15 protein-coding genes and 1 pseudogene are annotated in these 17222 nt (G+C 72.4%); 7 read left to right on the top strand and 9 right to left on the bottom strand.

Annotated elements, in window-relative coordinates; genetic code table 11:
- Window positions 1-252: 252 nt before the first annotated feature.
- The 4 genes from ACFUJR_RS35950 to ACFUJR_RS35935 form a co-directional block, all read right to left on the bottom strand.
- Window positions 253-1377, bottom strand: coding sequence for an LLM class flavin-dependent oxidoreductase (locus ACFUJR_RS35950; RefSeq protein WP_383179771.1), 1125 nt, complete (start codon window positions 1375-1377; stop codon window positions 253-255).
- Window positions 1378-1495: 118 nt separating this feature from the next.
- Window positions 1496-2257, bottom strand: a complete 762-nt coding sequence (locus ACFUJR_RS35945) for an SDR family NAD(P)-dependent oxidoreductase (RefSeq protein WP_383179774.1) — start codon at window positions 2255-2257, stop codon at window positions 1496-1498.
- Between the two features lie 13 nt (window positions 2258-2270).
- Window positions 2271-3191 carry a TIGR03619 family F420-dependent LLM class oxidoreductase gene (locus ACFUJR_RS35940; protein ID WP_383179777.1) on the bottom strand — a complete coding sequence of 307 codons (921 nt, stop codon included), beginning with the start codon at window positions 3189-3191 and terminating at the stop codon, window positions 2271-2273.
- A gap of 370 nt (window positions 3192-3561) precedes the next feature.
- Window positions 3562-4779 (bottom strand): amidohydrolase family protein, encoded by a 1218-nt coding sequence (locus tag ACFUJR_RS35935; protein WP_383179780.1) that lies wholly within the window; start codon window positions 4777-4779, stop codon window positions 3562-3564.
- Window positions 4780-4934: 155 nt separating this feature from the next.
- On the opposite strand from ACFUJR_RS35935, the gene ACFUJR_RS35930 reads away from it, so the two are divergent.
- From ACFUJR_RS35930 to ACFUJR_RS35920, 3 genes are all read left to right on the top strand, one after another.
- A complete protein-coding gene (locus ACFUJR_RS35930) occupies window positions 4935-7922 on the top strand; it encodes a BTAD domain-containing putative transcriptional regulator (RefSeq protein WP_383179783.1) in 2988 nt (995 codons plus the stop codon).
- Window positions 7923-8124: 202 nt separating this feature from the next.
- The gene (locus ACFUJR_RS35925) at window positions 8125-8289 is read left to right on the top strand and encodes a hypothetical protein (RefSeq protein ID WP_383179786.1); all 165 of its coding nucleotides are present in this window, start codon (window positions 8125-8127) and stop codon (window positions 8287-8289) included.
- Window positions 8290-8639: 350 nt separating this feature from the next.
- The gene (locus tag ACFUJR_RS35920) at window positions 8640-8918 is read left to right on the top strand and encodes a hypothetical protein (RefSeq protein ID WP_383165889.1); all 279 of its coding nucleotides are present in this window, start codon (window positions 8640-8642) and stop codon (window positions 8916-8918) included.
- 80 nt (window positions 8919-8998) lie between these two features.
- Here the strand turns inward: ACFUJR_RS35920 and ACFUJR_RS35915 are convergent.
- From ACFUJR_RS35915 to ACFUJR_RS35905, 3 genes and pseudogenes are all read right to left on the bottom strand, one after another.
- Window positions 8999-9178 (bottom strand): annotated as a pseudogene (locus ACFUJR_RS35915) (ATP-binding protein); the annotation flags it as partial.
- 115 nt (window positions 9179-9293) lie between these two features.
- Window positions 9294-9941: a hypothetical protein gene (locus ACFUJR_RS35910; RefSeq protein ID WP_383165891.1), complete on the bottom strand. Its 648-nt coding sequence runs from the start codon at window positions 9939-9941 to the stop codon at window positions 9294-9296.
- A gap of 89 nt (window positions 9942-10030) precedes the next feature.
- Window positions 10031-11581, bottom strand: a complete 1551-nt coding sequence (locus tag ACFUJR_RS35905) for a FadD3 family acyl-CoA ligase (protein WP_383165894.1) — start codon at window positions 11579-11581, stop codon at window positions 10031-10033.
- Window positions 11582-11673: 92 nt separating this feature from the next.
- On the opposite strand from ACFUJR_RS35905, the gene ACFUJR_RS35900 reads away from it, so the two are divergent.
- Genes ACFUJR_RS35900 through ACFUJR_RS35890 form a run of 3 tightly spaced genes read left to right on the top strand, consistent with a single transcriptional unit; the run spans window position 11674 to window position 14025 of the window.
- A complete protein-coding gene (locus ACFUJR_RS35900) occupies window positions 11674-12816 on the top strand; it encodes a lipid-transfer protein (protein ID WP_383165897.1) in 1143 nt (380 codons plus the stop codon).
- 16 nt (window positions 12817-12832) lie between these two features.
- Window positions 12833-13258, top strand: coding sequence for a Zn-ribbon domain-containing OB-fold protein (locus tag ACFUJR_RS35895; RefSeq protein ID WP_383165900.1), 426 nt, complete (start codon window positions 12833-12835; stop codon window positions 13256-13258).
- A complete protein-coding gene (locus ACFUJR_RS35890) occupies window positions 13255-14025 on the top strand; it encodes an enoyl-CoA hydratase/isomerase family protein (RefSeq protein ID WP_383165903.1) in 771 nt (256 codons plus the stop codon). The genes ACFUJR_RS35895 and ACFUJR_RS35890 overlap by 4 nt, the downstream gene beginning before the upstream one ends.
- A gap of 10 nt (window positions 14026-14035) precedes the next feature.
- Here the strand turns inward: ACFUJR_RS35890 and ACFUJR_RS35885 are convergent, their stop codons facing one another.
- A complete protein-coding gene (locus tag ACFUJR_RS35885) occupies window positions 14036-14533 on the bottom strand; it encodes a hypothetical protein (RefSeq protein ID WP_383165905.1) in 498 nt (165 codons plus the stop codon).
- A gap of 594 nt (window positions 14534-15127) precedes the next feature.
- On the opposite strand from ACFUJR_RS35885, the gene ACFUJR_RS35880 reads away from it, so the two are divergent.
- Window positions 15128-15763: a hypothetical protein gene (locus ACFUJR_RS35880; protein WP_383165908.1), complete on the top strand. Its 636-nt coding sequence runs from the start codon at window positions 15128-15130 to the stop codon at window positions 15761-15763.
- A 157-nt stretch (window positions 15764-15920) separates the two neighbouring features.
- On the opposite strand, the gene ACFUJR_RS35875 is transcribed toward ACFUJR_RS35880, so the two are convergent.
- A partial coding sequence (locus tag ACFUJR_RS35875) for a PQQ-binding-like beta-propeller repeat protein (protein ID WP_383451146.1) occupies window positions 15921-17222 on the bottom strand: 1302 nt, incomplete at its 5' end.

Genomic DNA, 17222 nt, shown 5'->3' with positions numbered 1-17222 from the left:
CGGCTACGACGTCCCCGGCCGGGGCCGGTACGGAACGGTGGTCCGGGAAGACACCGCCCCGCGCTTCTTGTGGTGACCGCACCCCGCCGTGGTGGGCAGTCGCTCCGCGCAGCTGCGCCGGGGTGCGGGTGGGGCCCTGAACGGAAGGCGCCCGCCAGGGCGCCGTCCCGTGTGCCCACCCGTCCCGCCCAGCGGAACGACCGCCCACACGGGCGCGGGCGGGTGGCGGAACGACCGCCCACACGGGCCCCGTCAGGCTCCCGCAGCCCCGCGGAAGCGGGTCGTGCGGTGGACCGGGTCCGTGTCGATCTTGGGGATCACGTGCTCACCGATCAGCTTGATCGTGTTCATCGTGTCCTCGTAGCCGATCCCGATCGGCAGGCCGAACGACAGCTGGTCCGCGCCCGCCTGCTCCCAGCGCTTGCACTGGCCCAGCACCTCCTCCGGGTCGCCGCAGATCATCAGCTCCTCCGCGATGAGGAGTTCGATGATCTCCGCGCTGTACTCGGGGAGCAGCTCCGGCCACTCGGGGATGCCCTCGGGCCGGGGGAAGGTGTCGTGGTAGCGGAAGAGCAGCGACTGCAGGTAGTTGAGGCCGCCGCCGACGGCGATCTCGACCGCCTTGTCGTGCGTCTCGGCGCAGATCGCGGTCGAGGTGACCATCACGTTGTCGTTGACGAAGTCGCCGACCGCCTTGGCCTCCTTGACGGCCGTCTTGTACGACTCGACGACCCACTCCATGTCGGAGACCTTCTGGACGCTGAAGCCGAGGACGCCGAGCCCCTTCCTGCCCGCCATCGCGTACGAGGAGGGCGAGCCCGCCGCGTACCACATGGCCGGGTGGGACTTCCCGTACGGCTTGGGCAGCACCTTGCGCGGCGGCAGGGACCAGTGCTTGCCCTGGAAGCCGACGTACTCGTCCTGGAGCCACATCTTGGGGAACTCGGCGATCGTCTCCTCCCAGATCTCCTTCGTGTGGTTCATGTCGGTGATGCCCGGCATGAACCCGAGGATCTCGTGGGAGCCCGCTCCGCGGCCCGAGCCGAACTCGAAGCGGCCCTGGGAGAGGTGGTCGAGCATGGCGACCTTCTCGGCGACCTTGACCGGGTGGTTCACCGGCGCCAGGGGGTTGAAGATGCCGGAGCCGAGGTGGATCCGGTCGGTGGCGTGGGCGAGGTAGCCGAGGTAGACGTCGTTCGCCGAGAGGTGCGAGTACTCCTCCAGGAAGTGGTGCTCGGAGGCCCAGGCGTACTTGAACCCGGACGTGTCCGCCTGGATGACGTACTCGGTCTCCTCCATCAGTGCCTTGTGCTCGGCCTCGGGATCGGTCTCGGCACGCTTGCCGACGTATCCCTGTACGAAGATCCCGAATTCCAAGGGGGTTCACCGTCCTCGTTGTTTCTGACGAATCGTCAGATTCTCGATGTGCCCGACTTTCGCACCGTGGGGCAGGTGCGTCAATACCTGATGGGGCGTCAGGCCGACTCGGAGGCGGTCAGAAGAGCTTCACGCCCGCCAGCCAGCCGCCGTCGATGACGAACGGCTGCCCCGTGATGTACGAGGAGTCGCCGGAGGTCAGGAAGAGCGCGAGCGCCGCCACCTCCTCGGGCCTCCCGATCCGGCCCATCGGCACCAGCTGCCGGTACAGCCCGGCCGTCGCCTCCGGATCGACGCCCTCCGGGTTGCTCATCGGGGTGTCGATCGCCCCCGGACAGACCGCGTTGACCCGTATCCCCTTCGCCGCCAGCTCCAGGGCCGCGACCCGGGTCAGCCCGAGCACGGCGTGCTTGGTCGCCGCGTACGCGCCGACGCCCGCCATGCCGGTCAGACCCGTGTACGAAGCGGTGTTGACGATCGTGCCGCCGCCGGCCGCCTCGATCTCGGGGGCGACCGCACGGATCCCCAGGAAACAGCCGACCTGGTTGACCGAGACGATCGCCTGGAACTCCTCCAGAGGCGTGGAGACCAGCTCGTTGAAGCGCAGGATGCCCGCGTTGTTCACCAGGCCGTCGATCCGCCCGAAGCGCTCCCTGGCGACGGCGACCGCCGCCGTCCAGTCCTCCTCGCGCGTGACGTCGAGGTGGACGTAGACCGCGCGCTCCTCCCCCAGCTCCTTCGCCAGCGCCTCGCCGGGAGCGTCGAGCACGTCGGCGAGGACGACCCGCGCCCCCTCGGCGGCGAAGAGCCGCGCCTCCTGCTCGCCCTGTCCGCGCGCCGCGCCGGTGACGACGACGACCCGCCCGTCCAGCTTGCCCATGTCCGTCCACTCCTCAGCTCAGGTGGGGGGCGACCTCGACGGCGAACGCCGCCATCTGGTCGGTGAGTTCGGTACGGCTCCGGGAGCGGAAGCGGACCTGGACCTGGTGCACGCCCATCGCTCCGTACGCGTTCAGCGACTCGGCGAGGGCCTCCGGCCTGCCGGAGAGCGTGCGCCGTCCGACGTCCCAGCTCGCCTCGCCGACGTACAGGGCCTCGACGATCGCCCCGACGGTGATCGGGTCCTCGATCCTGGCCTCCTCGCGCAGGCTCCTGAGCCGGGCGATCCGGGCGGGGAGCCTGTCCCTCGGGTCGCCCTGGGGCAGCCAGCCGTCCCCCTTGAGGGCGGCCCGGCGCACGGCGGCCGGCGAGGAGCCGCCCACCCAGACGGGCACCCGTTCCTGCGCGGGCCGGGGCCGCTGCCCGAGGTCCTTGAAGGCGAACCGCTCGCCCGCGTGCTCCGGATACTCCTCCGGACCGAGCGCCGCCCGGAGCGCGTCGATCGTCTCGTCGAGCACGCCCCCACGCCCGGCGAAGTCCGCCCCGACGGCCTCGAACTCCTCCTGGACGTGCCCGGCCCCGACCCCGAGGACCAGACGGCCGCCGGAGAGATGGTCGAGGGTGGCGTACGCCTTGGCGGTCACCAGGGGGTGGCGCAGGCCGACGACGGCGACGTGCGAGAGCAGCCGGACGCGTTCGGTCGCGGCGGCCAGGAAGGAGAGCGTGGCGACCGGGTCGTACCAGACGGTGCTCATGGGCCCGGCGAGGCGGCGCGGGATGGCGACGTGGTCGCAGCTCGCGATGTAGTCGAAGCCGGTCCGGTCGGCGACGCGGGCGACCTCCACCAGGTCGGCGGGGCCCGCGGCGGCCTCCCAGGGCTCGGCGTAGAGAGTGGATTGCGACTGTACGGGCAGCTGCAAGCCGTAGACCACCATGCTGGACCCCTTAACTGACGGACCGTCAGAGATTGAGGGACCCATAGTCAGGGCACGCCCGCCGTCAGGCAAGGGTTGCACCGGAACGAGGACGGGCACGGTCCCGACGTGGCGGTACCCAAGAACGCGGGAGGCCGGGTCGGCTCCGTGCGGCATCGGACGGCGAGGGCCGGGGAACACAGGAGCGCCTCGGCCATCGACCTGCTCATCGCCGCCACGGCGGCCCACCACGGGCTCACCGTCCTCCACGACGACGCCGACCACCGCACGGTCGCCCGACATGCGGCCGACCTCAGCGAGCACAACGTCGACGACGTTCCCCAGGGACCGCGGGAGACCGCTGCCCCGGGAGAGGCCTCCCTGCGTCTCCTTACGGCGTCCAGAGCCCGTCCGGGGTCAGCCCGAGCAGTGCGATCGCGTTGCCGCGCACGATCCGCTCCACGACGTCCGGCGCCAGGTGCCCCATCTGCGCCTCGCCGACCTCGCGCGACTTGGGCCAGGTGGAGTCGGAGTGCGGGTAGTCCGTCTCGTAGAGGACGTTCCCGACACCGATCGCGTCCAGGTTCCTCAGGCCGAAGGCGTCGTCGAAGAAACAGCCGTAGACGTGCTCGGCGAAGAGCTCCGACGGCGGGCGCAGCACCTTGTCGGCGACACCGCCCCAGCCGCGGTTCTCCTCCCAGACGACGTCGGCGCGCTCCAGGATGTACGGGATCCAGCCGATCTGGCCTTCGGCGTACATGATCCTCAGGCCGGGGAAGCGCTCGAACTTCCCGCTCATCAGCCAGTCCACCATCGAGAAGCAGCAGTTGGCGAAGGTGATGGTGGAGCCGACGGCGGGCGGTGCGTCGGCGGAGGTGGACGGCATCCGGCTGGAGGAGCCGATGTGCATGGCGACGACGGTTCCGGTCTCGTCGCAGGCGCGAAGGAACGGGTCCCAGTAGTCGGTGTGGACCGAGGGGAGCCCGAGGTGCGGCGGGATCTCGGAGAAGGCGACGGCGCGGACCCCGCGTGCGGCGTTGCGCCGCACCTCCTCGGCGGCCAGCTCGGCGTCCCACAGGGGTATGAGGGTCAGCGGGATCAGCCGCCCGCGGGCCTCGGGCCCGCACCACTCCTCCACCATCCAGTCGTTGTACGCGCGGACGCCGAGGAGACCGAGCTCGCGGTCGGTCGCCTCGGTGAAGGTCTGCCCGCAGAAGCGCGGGAAGGTGGGGAAGCAGAGCGCGGACTGGACGTGGTTGACGTCCATGTCGGCCAGCCGGTCGGGGACGCTGTACGAGCCGGGGCGCATCTGCTCGTAGGTGATGACCTCCAGCCTGATCTCGTCGCGGTCGTAGCCGACGGCGGTGTCGAGGCGGGTGAGCGGCCGGTGCAGATCCTCGTACACCCACCAGTCGCCGATCGGCCCGTCGTCGCCCTTGGCACCCATGACGGGTGCGAACTTTCCGCCGAGGAAGGTCATTTCCTTCAGGGGCGCACGGACGATCCGGGGTCCGGTGTCGCGGTACCTGGACGGGAGCCGGTCCCGCCAGACGTGAGGCGGCTCCACGGTGTGGTCGTCCACCGAGATGATCTTCGGGAAGGTCTCCATGGGTGTCACGGTAGCGCCGATCTGACGGCCCGTCAGCTCCTTGGTCGGCCGAATCATGTGGCAGGACTTGTGCAGACAGTGACCCGATGCTGACGCATCCCCTCCGGGCAAGGCAGACTGTCAGGGGCGAAACCAGCGGTACGGCAGGGGGAGCTATGGACCGTGAGAACGGCCCGCGCGTTCCGGAGCAGCGAGCTCCGCTGACAGGTCGCGTCCGCAGGGACGACCTGCGCTTCAGTGTGCTCGGCCCGGTACGCGCCTGGCGGGACGGCGCCGCCCTCCCCTCGGGCTCACCCCAGCAACGGGCCCTGCTCGCCGCGCTGCTCCTGCGCGACGGGCGCACGGCCACGGCCGGCGAGCTGATCGACGCCATCTGGGGCGAGGAGTCGCCCTCGCAGGCGCTGGCGGCGGTACGGACGTACGCCTCGCGGCTGCGCAAGGTCCTCGACACCGGGGTCCTCGTCAGCGAGTCGGGCGGCTACGCCATCCGTACCGCCGACGCCGGAGCGCTGGACCTGAACGTCGCCCAGGAACTGGCCGCCGAGGCCGACAAGCTGCGGGGCGCGGGCGACCGCGCGGCGGCCAGGTCCCTGCTGAACAAGGCCCTCGGACTGTGGGACGGCGAGGCCCTCGCCTCCGTACCGGGGCCGTACGCCGAGACGCAGCGGGTACGCCTGGAGGAGTGGCGGCTACAGCTCCTGGAGACCCGGCTCGACATGGACCTGGAGGCCGGCGCGCACGCGGAGACCGTCTCCGAGCTGACCGCGCTGACCGCCGCCCACCCGCTGCGGGAGCGCCTGCGCGAACTGCTCATGCTGGCCCTCTACCGCAGCGGCAGGCAGGCCGAGGCACTGGCCGTCTACGCCGACACCCGCCGGCTCCTCGCCGACGAGCTGGGCGTCGACCCCAACCCGGAGCTCGCCCGCCTCCAGCAGCGGATCCTCCAGGCCGACAGCGAACTGGCCCGCCCGGTGGAGGAGTCGGCTCCGGCGCCCGTCGTCTCCCGGCCCGCCCAGCTCCCGGCCACGGTTCCGGACTTCACCGGCCGCAACTCCTTCGTACGGGAACTGGGCGGGCGACTGGCCACGGCGGAAGGCTCCGTGATGGCCGTGTCGGCGCTCGCGGGCATCGGCGGCGTCGGCAAGACGACCCTCGCCGTACACGTGGCGCACGAGGCGCGTCCGCACTTCCCCGACGGTCAGCTCTACGTCGACCTCCAGGGCGCGGGCGCCCGTGCGGCGGCCCCCGAGACCGTCCTCGGCGCGTTCCTGCGGGCCCTCGGCACGCCCGACTCCGCGATCCCCGACTCACTGGACGAGCGGGCGGCGCTCTACCGCTCGACGCTGGACGGCCGACGGGTCCTCGTCCTGCTCGACAACGCGCGGGACGCGGCCCAGATCCGCCCCCTTCTGCCGGGCACGGCGGGCTGCGCGGCGCTGGTGACCAGCCGCATCCGGATGGTGGACCTGGCCGGGGCGCACCTGGTGGACCTGGACGTCATGTCGCCGGAGGAGGCGCTCCAGCTCTTCACCCGGATCGTCGGCGAGGAGCGCGTCTCGGCGGAACGGGAAGCGGCGCTCGACGTGGTCGCCGCGTGCGGCTTCCTCCCGCTGGCGATCCGTATCGCCGCCTCCCGGCTGGCCGCCCGCCGCACCTGGACGGTGGCGGTCCTGGCGGCGAAGCTCGCCGACGAGCGGCGCCGCCTGGACGAACTCCAGGCGGGCGACCTCGCGGTCAAGGCCACCTTCGAACTCGGCTACGGCCAGCTGGAACCGGCCCAGGCACGCGCCTTCCGCCTCCTCGGCCTGGCCGACGGTCCGGACATCTCGCTCGCGGCGGCCGCGGCCGTCCTCGACCTCGAACTCCACGACGCGGAGGACCTCCTGGAGGCGCTGGTGGACACCTCCCTCCTGGAATCGGCGGCCCCGGGCCGGTACCGCTACCACGATCTGGTGCGGCTCTACGCGCGTGCGTGTGCGGGGGTCCCCCATGCCGGAGGCCAGGGGAGCGACGAACAGCCTTCGGTGGAACGGGAACTGGCGCTGTCCCGGCTGCTGGACTTCTACCTGTCGACGGCGGCCCGGGTGTACGCGATCGAGCGGCCGGGGGAGCGGGTCCTGGACCACTTCGAGCGCACCCGGTATCCCGGTCTCACCTTCGACACACAGGAAGCCGCCCTGGACTGGCTGTTCACCGAGGCCGACGGGCTCCTCGCCTGTGCCCGCCAGTCCGCCACCAACGGCCTCCTCCGCCGCGCCGCGGACCTGCTGATGGCGGCCGTCGACCTCGCCGAGTCGGGGGCGAACACGCATCAGTTCGCACAGGCGGCCACGGCCGTGAGCGAGGCCGCGGCGAAGGCAGGGGACAAGCGGGCGGAGGCCCGGTCCCGGACGATGCTCACCCATGTGCACAGCACCTCGGGCCGGTTCGGCGAGGCCGCCGACGAGGCCCGCCGCGCGCTGGACGCCGGCCTCGCGGCCGGCGACCCCGTCTCGTCGGCGCAGGCGCCCAACCAGCTGGGCATCATCGCGCTCTACGAGAGCCGTCACACGGACGCGGAGACCCATCTGTCGCAGGCGCTCGCCGCGTTCAGGGCGGACCAGAACAAGCCCGGGGAGGCCAGCGCCCTGTGCAACCTGTCCCGGGTGCACCTCGCCATGGGCCGGATCACCAGCGCGGTCGAGCTGGCGCGCCAGGGGATCGCGATCTACGAGGAGGCGGACGACGGTCTGCCGCTCCGCCTCGCCAACGGCAAGTACGCGCTGGGCCTCGCACTCACCGAGGCCGGCGAGACCGGTCAGGCGCGTGCCGTCCTCACCGAGGCGCTGAACGTCTTCCAGGAGAGCCGGCAGAAGTTGTGGCACGGCATGACGCTGTTCCGGCTCGCCGAGGTCAATCTCGCCGAGCGCAAGTCCGCGTCGGCGGCGTCCCACGCGGAACAGGCGCTCGCCGTCCTGCACGGGATCGGCGGCGAGTGGCGGCGGGCCAACGTCCTGACGGTGCTGGGGCGCGGTCTGTCGGCGCTGGGTCAGATCGACCGGGCCCGCGTGTGCTGGCGTGAGGCTCTGACGGTCTTCGAGGAGCTCGACTCCCCCGAGGCCGGGGACGTCCGCGCGCTGCTGCACCCGGCCGCGGTGGCGTGACCGCGTCAGGTCGTTCATCAATCGTTTATCGCTGCACGGCACTCTCATGCATGTCGATCCGCCGCGTCGGGGGGCAGACGAATCGAGATGAGGCCCCACCGTTAGGGTGATCGGCCCTGGACGTCCCACCCGGCGATCCACGGGGGAATCGCCGGGCGGGCGTCGCTCTCGCCACGTCCATCAGCTACAGGAGATGACCTTCATGGCCGACAACCTCAAGCCCACCGACGCCCACGCCACGGGCGAGGAGATCACCACGCTGGACGCGCACGCGACGAGCGAGCCCATCAAGCCGCTGGACGCCCACGCGACGAGCGAGCCCATCAAGCCGCTGGACGCCCACGCGACGAGCGAGCCCATCAAGTAGCGACCCGGGCCGGCCCCACGGGGGAACGAGGGGCCGGCTCGCGACGGGGGACGGCCCCGGCGGCGCCATCGGGGGAGCCGCCGAGGCCGTGACCGTCCGGAATGCCGAAGGCGATGGCTCGGGGGACGTCCGACGGCCGGGGGGGGACCGGTCGGGCAGAGCCTGTCGCGTCGAGCGACCGGACGGTGAGGAGGGGCCGGGCATCCGCCCGGCCCCTCTCGCGTCGGCTACGGGATCCCGGCCAATCCGTCGCCCCCACCTGGCCGGAATGTCACGCAACCGTCGAACTGACGTTCTCGATCGCGCAGGCTGGAACGGCACGCAAGCCCCTGTCCGCACAAGGAGTCGCCATGTCCCGCACCGCACGCTTCCTGGCCGGAGCCTTCATCGCCGCGATGTTCGCCGCAGGCACGGCGACCCCGGCCCAGGCGGACTTCCACGCCACGGGCCTCACCCTCCAGGACTTCCACGCCACGAAGGCCGGGCCCCAGGACTTCCACGCCACGAGCGCCGGGGCCCAGGACTTCCACGCCACGAAGGCCGGCCCTCAGGACTTCCACGCCACGAAGGCCGGCCCTCAGGACTTCCACGCCACGGGCTCCGGGCCCCAGGACTTCCACGCGACCTGATCACCGGCCCGGTTCGACTCCACCGGTCACACCGGTCACACCGGTCACACCGGTCACACCGCCCGGACCACCACATACCCTCAGCGCGAGCGGCCCGCGTCATCCAGCGGCAGCCTCGTCACCAGGCTCGCGCCCCGCTCGCTCCGTCCCACTGTCAGCGTCCCGCCGTGGCGGGTCGCGATCTCTCTCGCGATCGGGAGGCCCAGGCCCGCGCCGCCCGCCGCGCGGGTGCGGGACTCGTCGAGGCGGGTGAAGCGGTCCCGGTCGGCGGGCGGTCACGGTGGGCATCGGCGACGGAGCCGCGGTCCTGCGGCGGGCGGAGGGGACGGGGTGGCGGCGCTGCCACGCGGAGCACGGCATCGTGGTCCTGCGTGCTCAGCGCGCGTACGAGCCCAGCCCCACCAGGCAGTAGACGTACTCGTTCACCGTCGCCCCGTTGATCGTGTAGCGGTGCGAGAAGGCGTACTGCGTCTTCGGGTTGGCGTTGCAGCGGTTCAGGTCCGAGGTCAGCGGGAACGTCTGGATCACCCGGTAGTGCGCGTCCGAGGCCGAACAGTCCACCTCGTCGATGTCGCTCACGCTCTGCGGCGTCGTGGAGTCCGGCAGCGTGCCGTTGAGGCAGGTGCCCTTCGTGTACGGGTCAGGCGGGGCCTCCGTCGTGGGGGCCGGGTCGGTCGTCGGGAACGGGGACGGGGTCGCGGTGGTGGTGGCCGGCGGCGAGCCCGCCGTCGGCGTCTCGTCGTCGCCGTCGTTCGTGAGGACGAGCGCCGCGATCACCGCGCCGATCACGCCCAGCGTCACCAGGCAGCCCCACGGACTCGACGTGCGTGCGGGCTGGGCCGGACCGGCGACCTGGATGCGCAGGAGCACCGTGCCGGTGCCGGTCTGCGCCCGGACCAGGTCGCCGTGGCGGCACGGCGGGATCCGGATGCGGGCGGGGCCGGCCGGCAGCGTGAGCGTGAGGGTCACCCCCATGGCCGCCTGCTGTGGGGTCAGGGTTAAGGGGAGTTCGGGGGACGACACCGGCTGCTCCAAGGGAGGACGAGGGGAAGGGACGCCGTGCGGTGCGGATTGTTCCCGGCCCGGCCGCCGTGAAGCCGGCGTTCCGCCGGTCAGCGACGATGTTGTGACCTCAGCACCCCCTTCACCACCTTGCCGCTCGCGTTCCTCGGCAGCTCCGCGACGAACTCCACCTCCCTCGGCACCTTGTAGTTGGCCATCTCCCGCCGCGCCCACGCGATCAGGTCGTCCGCCGTGACCCTCGCCGACGGCCGCCGCACCGCGAACGCCTTCCCGACCTCCCCGAGCCGCGGGTCGGGAACGCCGATGACCGCGACATCGGCGATGTCCGGGTGCAGGCCGAGGAGTTGCTCGATCTCCGCCGGGTAGGCGTTGAAGCCTCCGACGATGAACATGTCCTTGATGCGGTCCGTGATCCGCAGGTTGCCCGCCTCGTCCAGGACCCCGACGTCGCCGGTGTGGAGCCAGCCGTCCTCGTCGACGGCCCGCGCCGTCTCCTCCGGGTCCTCGAAGTAGCCGCCCATCACGTGATGGCCGCGCACCAGCACCTCCCCCGCCGCCGAGAGCCTGACCTCGGTGCCGGGGATCGGACGGCCGGAGGTGGTCGCGATGACGTCCGCGGGGTCGCCTCTGCGGCACATCGTGACGATGCCGCTCGCCTCGGAGAGTCCGTACGCCGTGAGGACCGTGCCGATCCCCAGCTCACCGCGCAGGCGCTCCACCAGCCGCAGCGGCACGACCGCCGCGCCCGTGACCACGAGCCGCAGGGCGGAGAGGTCGTACGAGGAGCGGGCCGGGTGGTCCAGGAGCGACTGGTGCAGGGTGGGCGGGCCGGGCAGGACCGAGATGCGTTCGGCGGCGATGTTCGCGAGGGCGGTGTCGACGTTGAAGACGGGCTGCGGGACCATCACCGCCCCGCGCATCAGACAGGCGATGATCCCGGCCTTGTAGCCGAAGGTGTGGAAGAACGGGTTCACGATCAGATAGCGGTCGCCCTCCCGCAGGCCCGCGAGCTCCGACCAGATGCCGTAGCAGCGCAGCGTCTGCGCGTGCGTGATCACCGCGCCCTTCGGCGCACCCGTGGTCCCCGAGGTGTAGACGATGTCCGAGGGGTCGGCGGAGTCGATCGTGTCGGCCCTGGCACGGACCTCCGCCGAGGAGACCGCCTCCCCCTCCGCCAGGAAGTCCTTCCAGGTCGTGTACTCCTCGGGCGCCCCGTCCGCGAGCACCACCACCCTTTCCAGGTGTGGGAGTTCGACCCCGGCTCGGCGCAGCGAGGCGACGTACGAGGTGCCCAGGAAGGTCCCGGTGACGAAGAGCAGCTTCGCCCGGGAGCGGGAGATGACGTACGCCGCCTCCGTGCCCTTGAAGCGGGTGTTCAGCGGGACGAGCACCGCCCCCGCCGTCACCGCCCCGAGCGCCGAGACGATCCAGTCCAGGGTGTTGGGCGCCCAGATCGCGACCCGGTCGCCACGCTCCACGCCTGCCGCGAGGCAGGCCGCGGCGGCGCGTTCGACGCGCTCGCCCAGCTCCTCGTACGAGACGCGGGTACGGCCGTCGACCACCGCCTCCGCCGCTCCGTACCGTTCGGCCGCCGAGCGTACGAGCCCCGCTATCGAGCCCCATTCCAGGTCGCCGCGCATCGCAGTCCCTTCCGCCGCACCCGTAGCTGACTATCCGTCAGATTAGCTGTACCCTGACGCGCTGTCAGCAGCTCGCGATCGGGGAGGTTGCAGTGCTCAAGGACGCCACGGCCATCGTCGGAATCGGACAGACACCATTCGCGAAACAGCTCCCCGAGTCCGAGAAGACGCTCGCCTGCCGGGCGATCCTCGCGGCACTCGACGACGCCGGCATCGCGCCCTCCGAGGTCGACGCCTTCGCCTCGTACACGATGGAGGAGACCGACGAGGTCGAGGTCGCCAAGGCCATCGGCGCCGGTGACGTCACCTTCTTCTCCAAGGTCGGCTTCGGGGGCGGCGGCTCGTGCGCCACCGTCGGCCATCTCGCCGCCGCCGTCGCCACCGGGCAGGCGAGCGTCGGGGTGGCCTGGCGGTCACGCAAGCGCGGCAGCGGGCCCCGGCCGTGGAAGAACACCGCCGTGCAGCTGCCCACCCCCGGCCAGTGGACCCGGCCCTTCGGGCTCCTGCGGCCCTCCGACGAGATCGGCATGCTCGCCCGCCGCTACATGCACGAGTACGGCGCCACCCGCGACCACCTCTTCAACGTCGCCCTCGCCTGCCGCAACCGCGCCAACCAGAACCCGGCGGCGATCATGTACGAACGCCCGCTGACCCGCGAGATGTACATGACCGCCCGCTGGATCAGCGAACCCCTCTGCCTCTTCGACAACTGCCTGGAGACGGACGGGGCGTTGGCCTGCGTCATCGTCAGCGCCGAACGGGCCCGCGACTGCCGGCGGAAGCCCGTGTACGTCCACTCCGCCGCCCAGGGCCTGCCCTCCCAGCACCACGGGATGGTCAACTACTGGAACGACGACCCGCTCACCGGGCCCGCCTGGACCGCCGCCCGACACCTCTGGAAACAGGCCGACTTCGGGCCCCAGGACGTCGACGTCGCCCAGATCTACGACGCGTTCACCCCGCTCATCCCGCTCTCCCTGGAGGGGTACGGCTTCTGCGACCGCGGCGAGGGCGCCGCGTTCACCGAGGGCGGCGCGCTGGAGATCGGCGGCCGGCTGCCCGTCAACACCGGCGGCGGCGGACTCAGCGAGGCGTACGTCCACGGCTTCAACCTCATCAACGAGGGCGTGAAGCAGCTCCGCGGCACCTCCACCGCCCAGGTCCCGGACGCCGCCACCTGCCTGGTCACCGCCGGCGAGGGCGTCCCCACATCGGCCATCCTGCTTCGAGCCTGAGGAGTTGAGTCCCACCATGCTGACGCCTGTCGTGGACGAGGACGGCGCCCCCTTCTGGGAGTACGCCGCCCGGGGCGAACTGAGGATCCAGGGCTGCGCCGACTGCGGCGAGCTGCGCTTCCCGCCCCGGCCCTGCTGCCCGCACTGCCAGTCCTTCGCCGCCGAGTGGCGTCCGATGTCGGGACGCGGCCGGATCTGGTCGTACGTCCTGCCCCACCCGCCGCTCCTGCCCGACTACGCCGCCCAGGCCCCGTACAACGCCGTGGTCGTCGAGCTCGTCGACGCCCCCCGCATCCGGCTCGTCGGCAACGTCGTCGCCACCCCCGGCGCGGCGCTCGACTCGGTCGATCCGGCCCGGCTGCGGATCGGGGCGGGCGTACGGGTCGCGTTCACCGAGATCGGCGGCATGGCCGTGCCCCGCTGGCTCCTGGAGCGCGGATGACCCTCACCGTCGTACGCGACAAGGAGACGGGCGTCGCGGTCGTCACCCTCGACCGGGCCGACAGGCACAACGCGATCACCCTGGACATGGCGCGCCGGCTGGCCGACACCTGGCGGCAGTTCAGGTACGAGGACGACGTGCGGGCGGTCGTGGTCACCGGCGCGGGCAGCCGGGCCTTCTGCACCGGCATCGACCGCTCGGCCGAGGTACCCCAGCCCTCCTCCCCGTACACGATCGACGATCCGCTCCTCGCCATCGGCCCCAAGGCGAACGACCTGTGGAAACCGGTGGTCGCCGCCGTGGAGGGGATGGCCTGCGGCGGGGCGTTCTACCTGCTCGGGGAGGCGGAGTTCCTCGTCGCCGGAAAGGACGCGACCTTCTTCGACCCGCACACCGCCTACGGGATGGTCAGCGCCTTCGAGACCATCCACATGGCGCAGAGGATGCCGTTCGGGGAGGTCGCGCGCATGGCGCTGATGGGCACGGCCGAGCGGATCTCGGCCCGCCGGGCCTACGAGACGGGGCTCGTCTCCGAGCTGACGGAGCCCGGCGGGGCGCTGGACGCCGCCCGCCGGGCCGCCGCCGTCATCGCGGCGTACCCGACCGAGGCGGTCCAGGGCACGGTCCGCGCCCTGTGGTCGGCCAAGGAGGCCGCCCGCGCCCAGGCCCTCGCCCACGCACCCCACCTCGTCACGCTGGGGAACCTGCCGCCGGAGCGGCAGGCGGAGCTGTTCACGAGGAGGACGACGGACTTCCGGACACGCTAGGGATGTCGTGTCAGGCGATGGTGCGGTCGGCGTCGACGACGACGCACTGGGTGTACTCGGAGCCGTCGCCGGTGCCGGTGTACGGGGTCGTCGCCTCGGCCGGCGTCGAGGCGCCGCCCTCGACGCGGATGTCGTCCACCTCGGCCCTCGCGATGTCGGCGCCCGGGTCGCCCTTGAACTGCAGGGAGACGTCGTAGAGGTACGCCGAGGAGTCGCTGTTGGTGATCGTCACCTTGGCGACCAGGTTCTTGCGGTCGTCGCTGAGCTTGCACTCGTCGATGCGGACGTCGCGCTGGGCCTTGTCCCTCGACGAGCCGCCGGCGCCGCCGGTGGTCACGCCACCGCTGCTGGAGCTGTTGCCGTCGGAGCCGCCGCTGGAGCTGCTGTTGCTGCCGGAGCTGCTGGAGCCGCCCCCGTCGCAGCTGCCGCCGTTGGAGCCGCGGGCGCCGGTGAGCGCGACCAGAGCGATACCGAAGACGGCGATGGCACGGACATGACGAAACTTCACGCTTCAACCCCCGTTGAATGTGCGGTGTGCGAATGAGCGGATGCGCCCGCCTTGACGGGCGCACGTCACCCTACTGGACGGAGACCCTCGCGATCTCACACGTCCGGACCCGGTCGACCGCGCTCGGCGACTCCATCGACACGTCGCGAACTCCTCGGCCTCTCCCGGCCACACGGTGACGTCCTTGGACGCCTCGTCCCGCTTCAGGCCGCCCGCGTCCTGGAACTCCAGCTCAGCGCGGAAGGTCTCCGTCACCGAAGCCCGCGCGGTGACGCGGACACCGGTCGGTGGCGTCCGCCTTCCGGCCCGGCCGGCCTTCGCTCTTCTTCTGCGCGAACTTCACACGATCCGCCACCGTCGCCTCCGCCGGAGCCGGAGCCGGAGCCGGAGCCGGAACCGGAGCCGGAGCCGGAGCCGGAGCCGGAACCGGAGCCGGAACCGGAGCCGGAGCCGGAGCCGGAACCGGAGCCGGAGCCGGAACCGAGGACGAGGTGACCGTCGCGGACGCCACGCGCCACCCTGGTGCCGCGTGGCGGGGCCCCCGCACCCGGCGTAGCGTCGACAGCGAGAGCCGGACCGTAAGGAGGCCGATCGATGGTCCGCAACGTCATCGGCTCGGTCCTGGCCCTCGCCGGAGCGACGGCCGCCGTCTGGAGCCCCTTCCGTGCCTGGTACGACGGCCGTCACGGCAGCGAATACCGCATCGCGGACCTGTTCGGCGGCATCACCGAGGCCAAGGCGGACGTGATCGGTTCGATCCTGCTGCCGTTCGCCTTCGCGGCCGTGGTCACCCTCGTCGGCGTGGTCTTCCGCTCGCGCCTGCTCGTGGCCCTGGCCGGGCTGACCGTGCTGGGCTTCACCATCCTGTGGATGGTCCGAGTCGGCCAGGCCGAGGGCGGCCTCACGATCTCCGGCGACGGTACGGGGCTCGGCGACGGCGTCGCGTACGCCCTAGGCGGCGGAGTCCTGCTCCTCCTGGCGTCCCTCGTCATGTCCGGCCGCCGGGCGCCCAGGCGGAGCCTGCCCCTCGGCGAGCCCGAGCCCGGCCGCCACACGGAACCCTGGCAGCCGGCGGATCACATGCCGCCCGGCGGCCTCGTGGATCCCGACCGGCCTACGCAGCCCGGCTACCTGACGCCGGACGACCCCTACGGCGCGCCCACGCGGACCTCGGACGTCCCGCCCTGGGACCAGGACCCGGGACAGCAGCCCCCAAGCCACCGCGCCTGACGCGACGTCTTCGCCCCCGCTCGGCGCCCCCGACCGGGTCCCGTGCACCCCGGCGCGCCCCGACCAGCCGACCCCGGCCCGGCATCCCCGCCCCGGCGCGGCACCCCGGCGCCCCGACCGGCGCGGCGCCCCGGCTCGACGCCCCCGGCGCCTGGGCTCAGGCCCTGGGGGCCGCCGCCCCTCGGCCCGTCGCCGTGCCCTTCACCGCGTCCAGCGCGTACACGCACCGGTCCTTGCTGCACGCGTACACGACCCCGCCCCGCGCCACCGGCGAGCCGGTGATCTCGCCGCCGGTCGCGAGCTTCCAGCGCAGCTGGCCGCCCGTCGCGTCCAGCGTGTACAGGACGTGGTCCGCCGACCCGAAGTGCACCCGGCCGTCGGCGACGACCGGCGCACCGGTCAGCTCGCCGCCCGCCGCGAACCGCCACTTCGGCGTGCCGGTGACGGCGTCGAGCGTGTACAGCGCGCTGCCGCTGCCCACGTGGACGTTGCCGTCGACGACCAGGACCGGCTCGATCGACTGGCGCGACTCGGTCGCGATCCGCCAGCGGTCCTGGCCGGTGGTCGCGTCCAGCGCGTACACCGTCCCGAGGTAGTCGGCGAGGTAGACCCCGCCGCCCGTGACGGCTGGGCCGGGCGCGAAGGTCGGCGGAGAGAGGAAGACGGCGGGGGCCTCGAAGTGCCAGCGGACGTGCCCGCCGGCGATGTCGATCGAGAGGACCCGCGTCCCGGCCGCGACGTACACGCAGCCGTCCTCCGCGGGAGTCACCCGCACCGGCACGTTGCCGCACGAGGCGGCGTCGCCGACCGGGTACGACCAGCGCTCCACACCCGTACGGGCGTCCAGCGCCTGGAGCCGGGCGTCGCGCCACACGTACACCGTGTCGCCGTGCACGGCGGGCCCCGCCTCCGGGGTCTCGAAGTCGGTCTGGGCACCGTTGATCTCCCACAGCTTGGCGCCGTTGGAGGCCTCCCAGCCCTGGACGCCGCCGCCCCGGGTGCCGGTGACGACCGTGCCCCGGTCGACCTTGAGCGAGTACACCCAGGCGTCCGTCTGGAGCCGCCAGCGCTCGCTGCCGTCGGTCGCGTCGAGGGCGTAGAGCGTCGGCCCGTCGGAGGCGTGGATACGGCCCTGGGCCACCGCCATCGACCAGGCGACGTCCCGTGTCTTGAACTGGCGGCGGCCACTGGCCACGTCCAGGGCATGCACCTCGAAGGAGGTCACGTAGAGCAGGTCGCCGGCGACGACCGGGGTGCCCCAGACGTCGTTCGACATCCGGAAGCGCCAGGGCCGCCAGTGCGCGGGCTCGGGCGCCGCCTCCGGCGCCGGAGCGGGTACGGGGAGCGGGCGGGCGCCCGGCGGGGGGCCGGGCTCGGCGCCGTTCGCACCGCCGCCGGGCGGGCGGATCCAGCCGGTGGCGGTGTCCGAGACCTGACCGATCGCGGCGCGGGTGTCGGC

This window comes from Streptomyces sp. NPDC057271 (assembly GCF_042668715.1).
Lineage (GTDB): Bacteria > Actinomycetota > Actinomycetes > Streptomycetales > Streptomycetaceae > Streptomyces.
The sequence above is the reverse complement of the archived record's forward strand: the minus strand, read 5'-3'. Positions and strand labels throughout refer to the sequence as shown.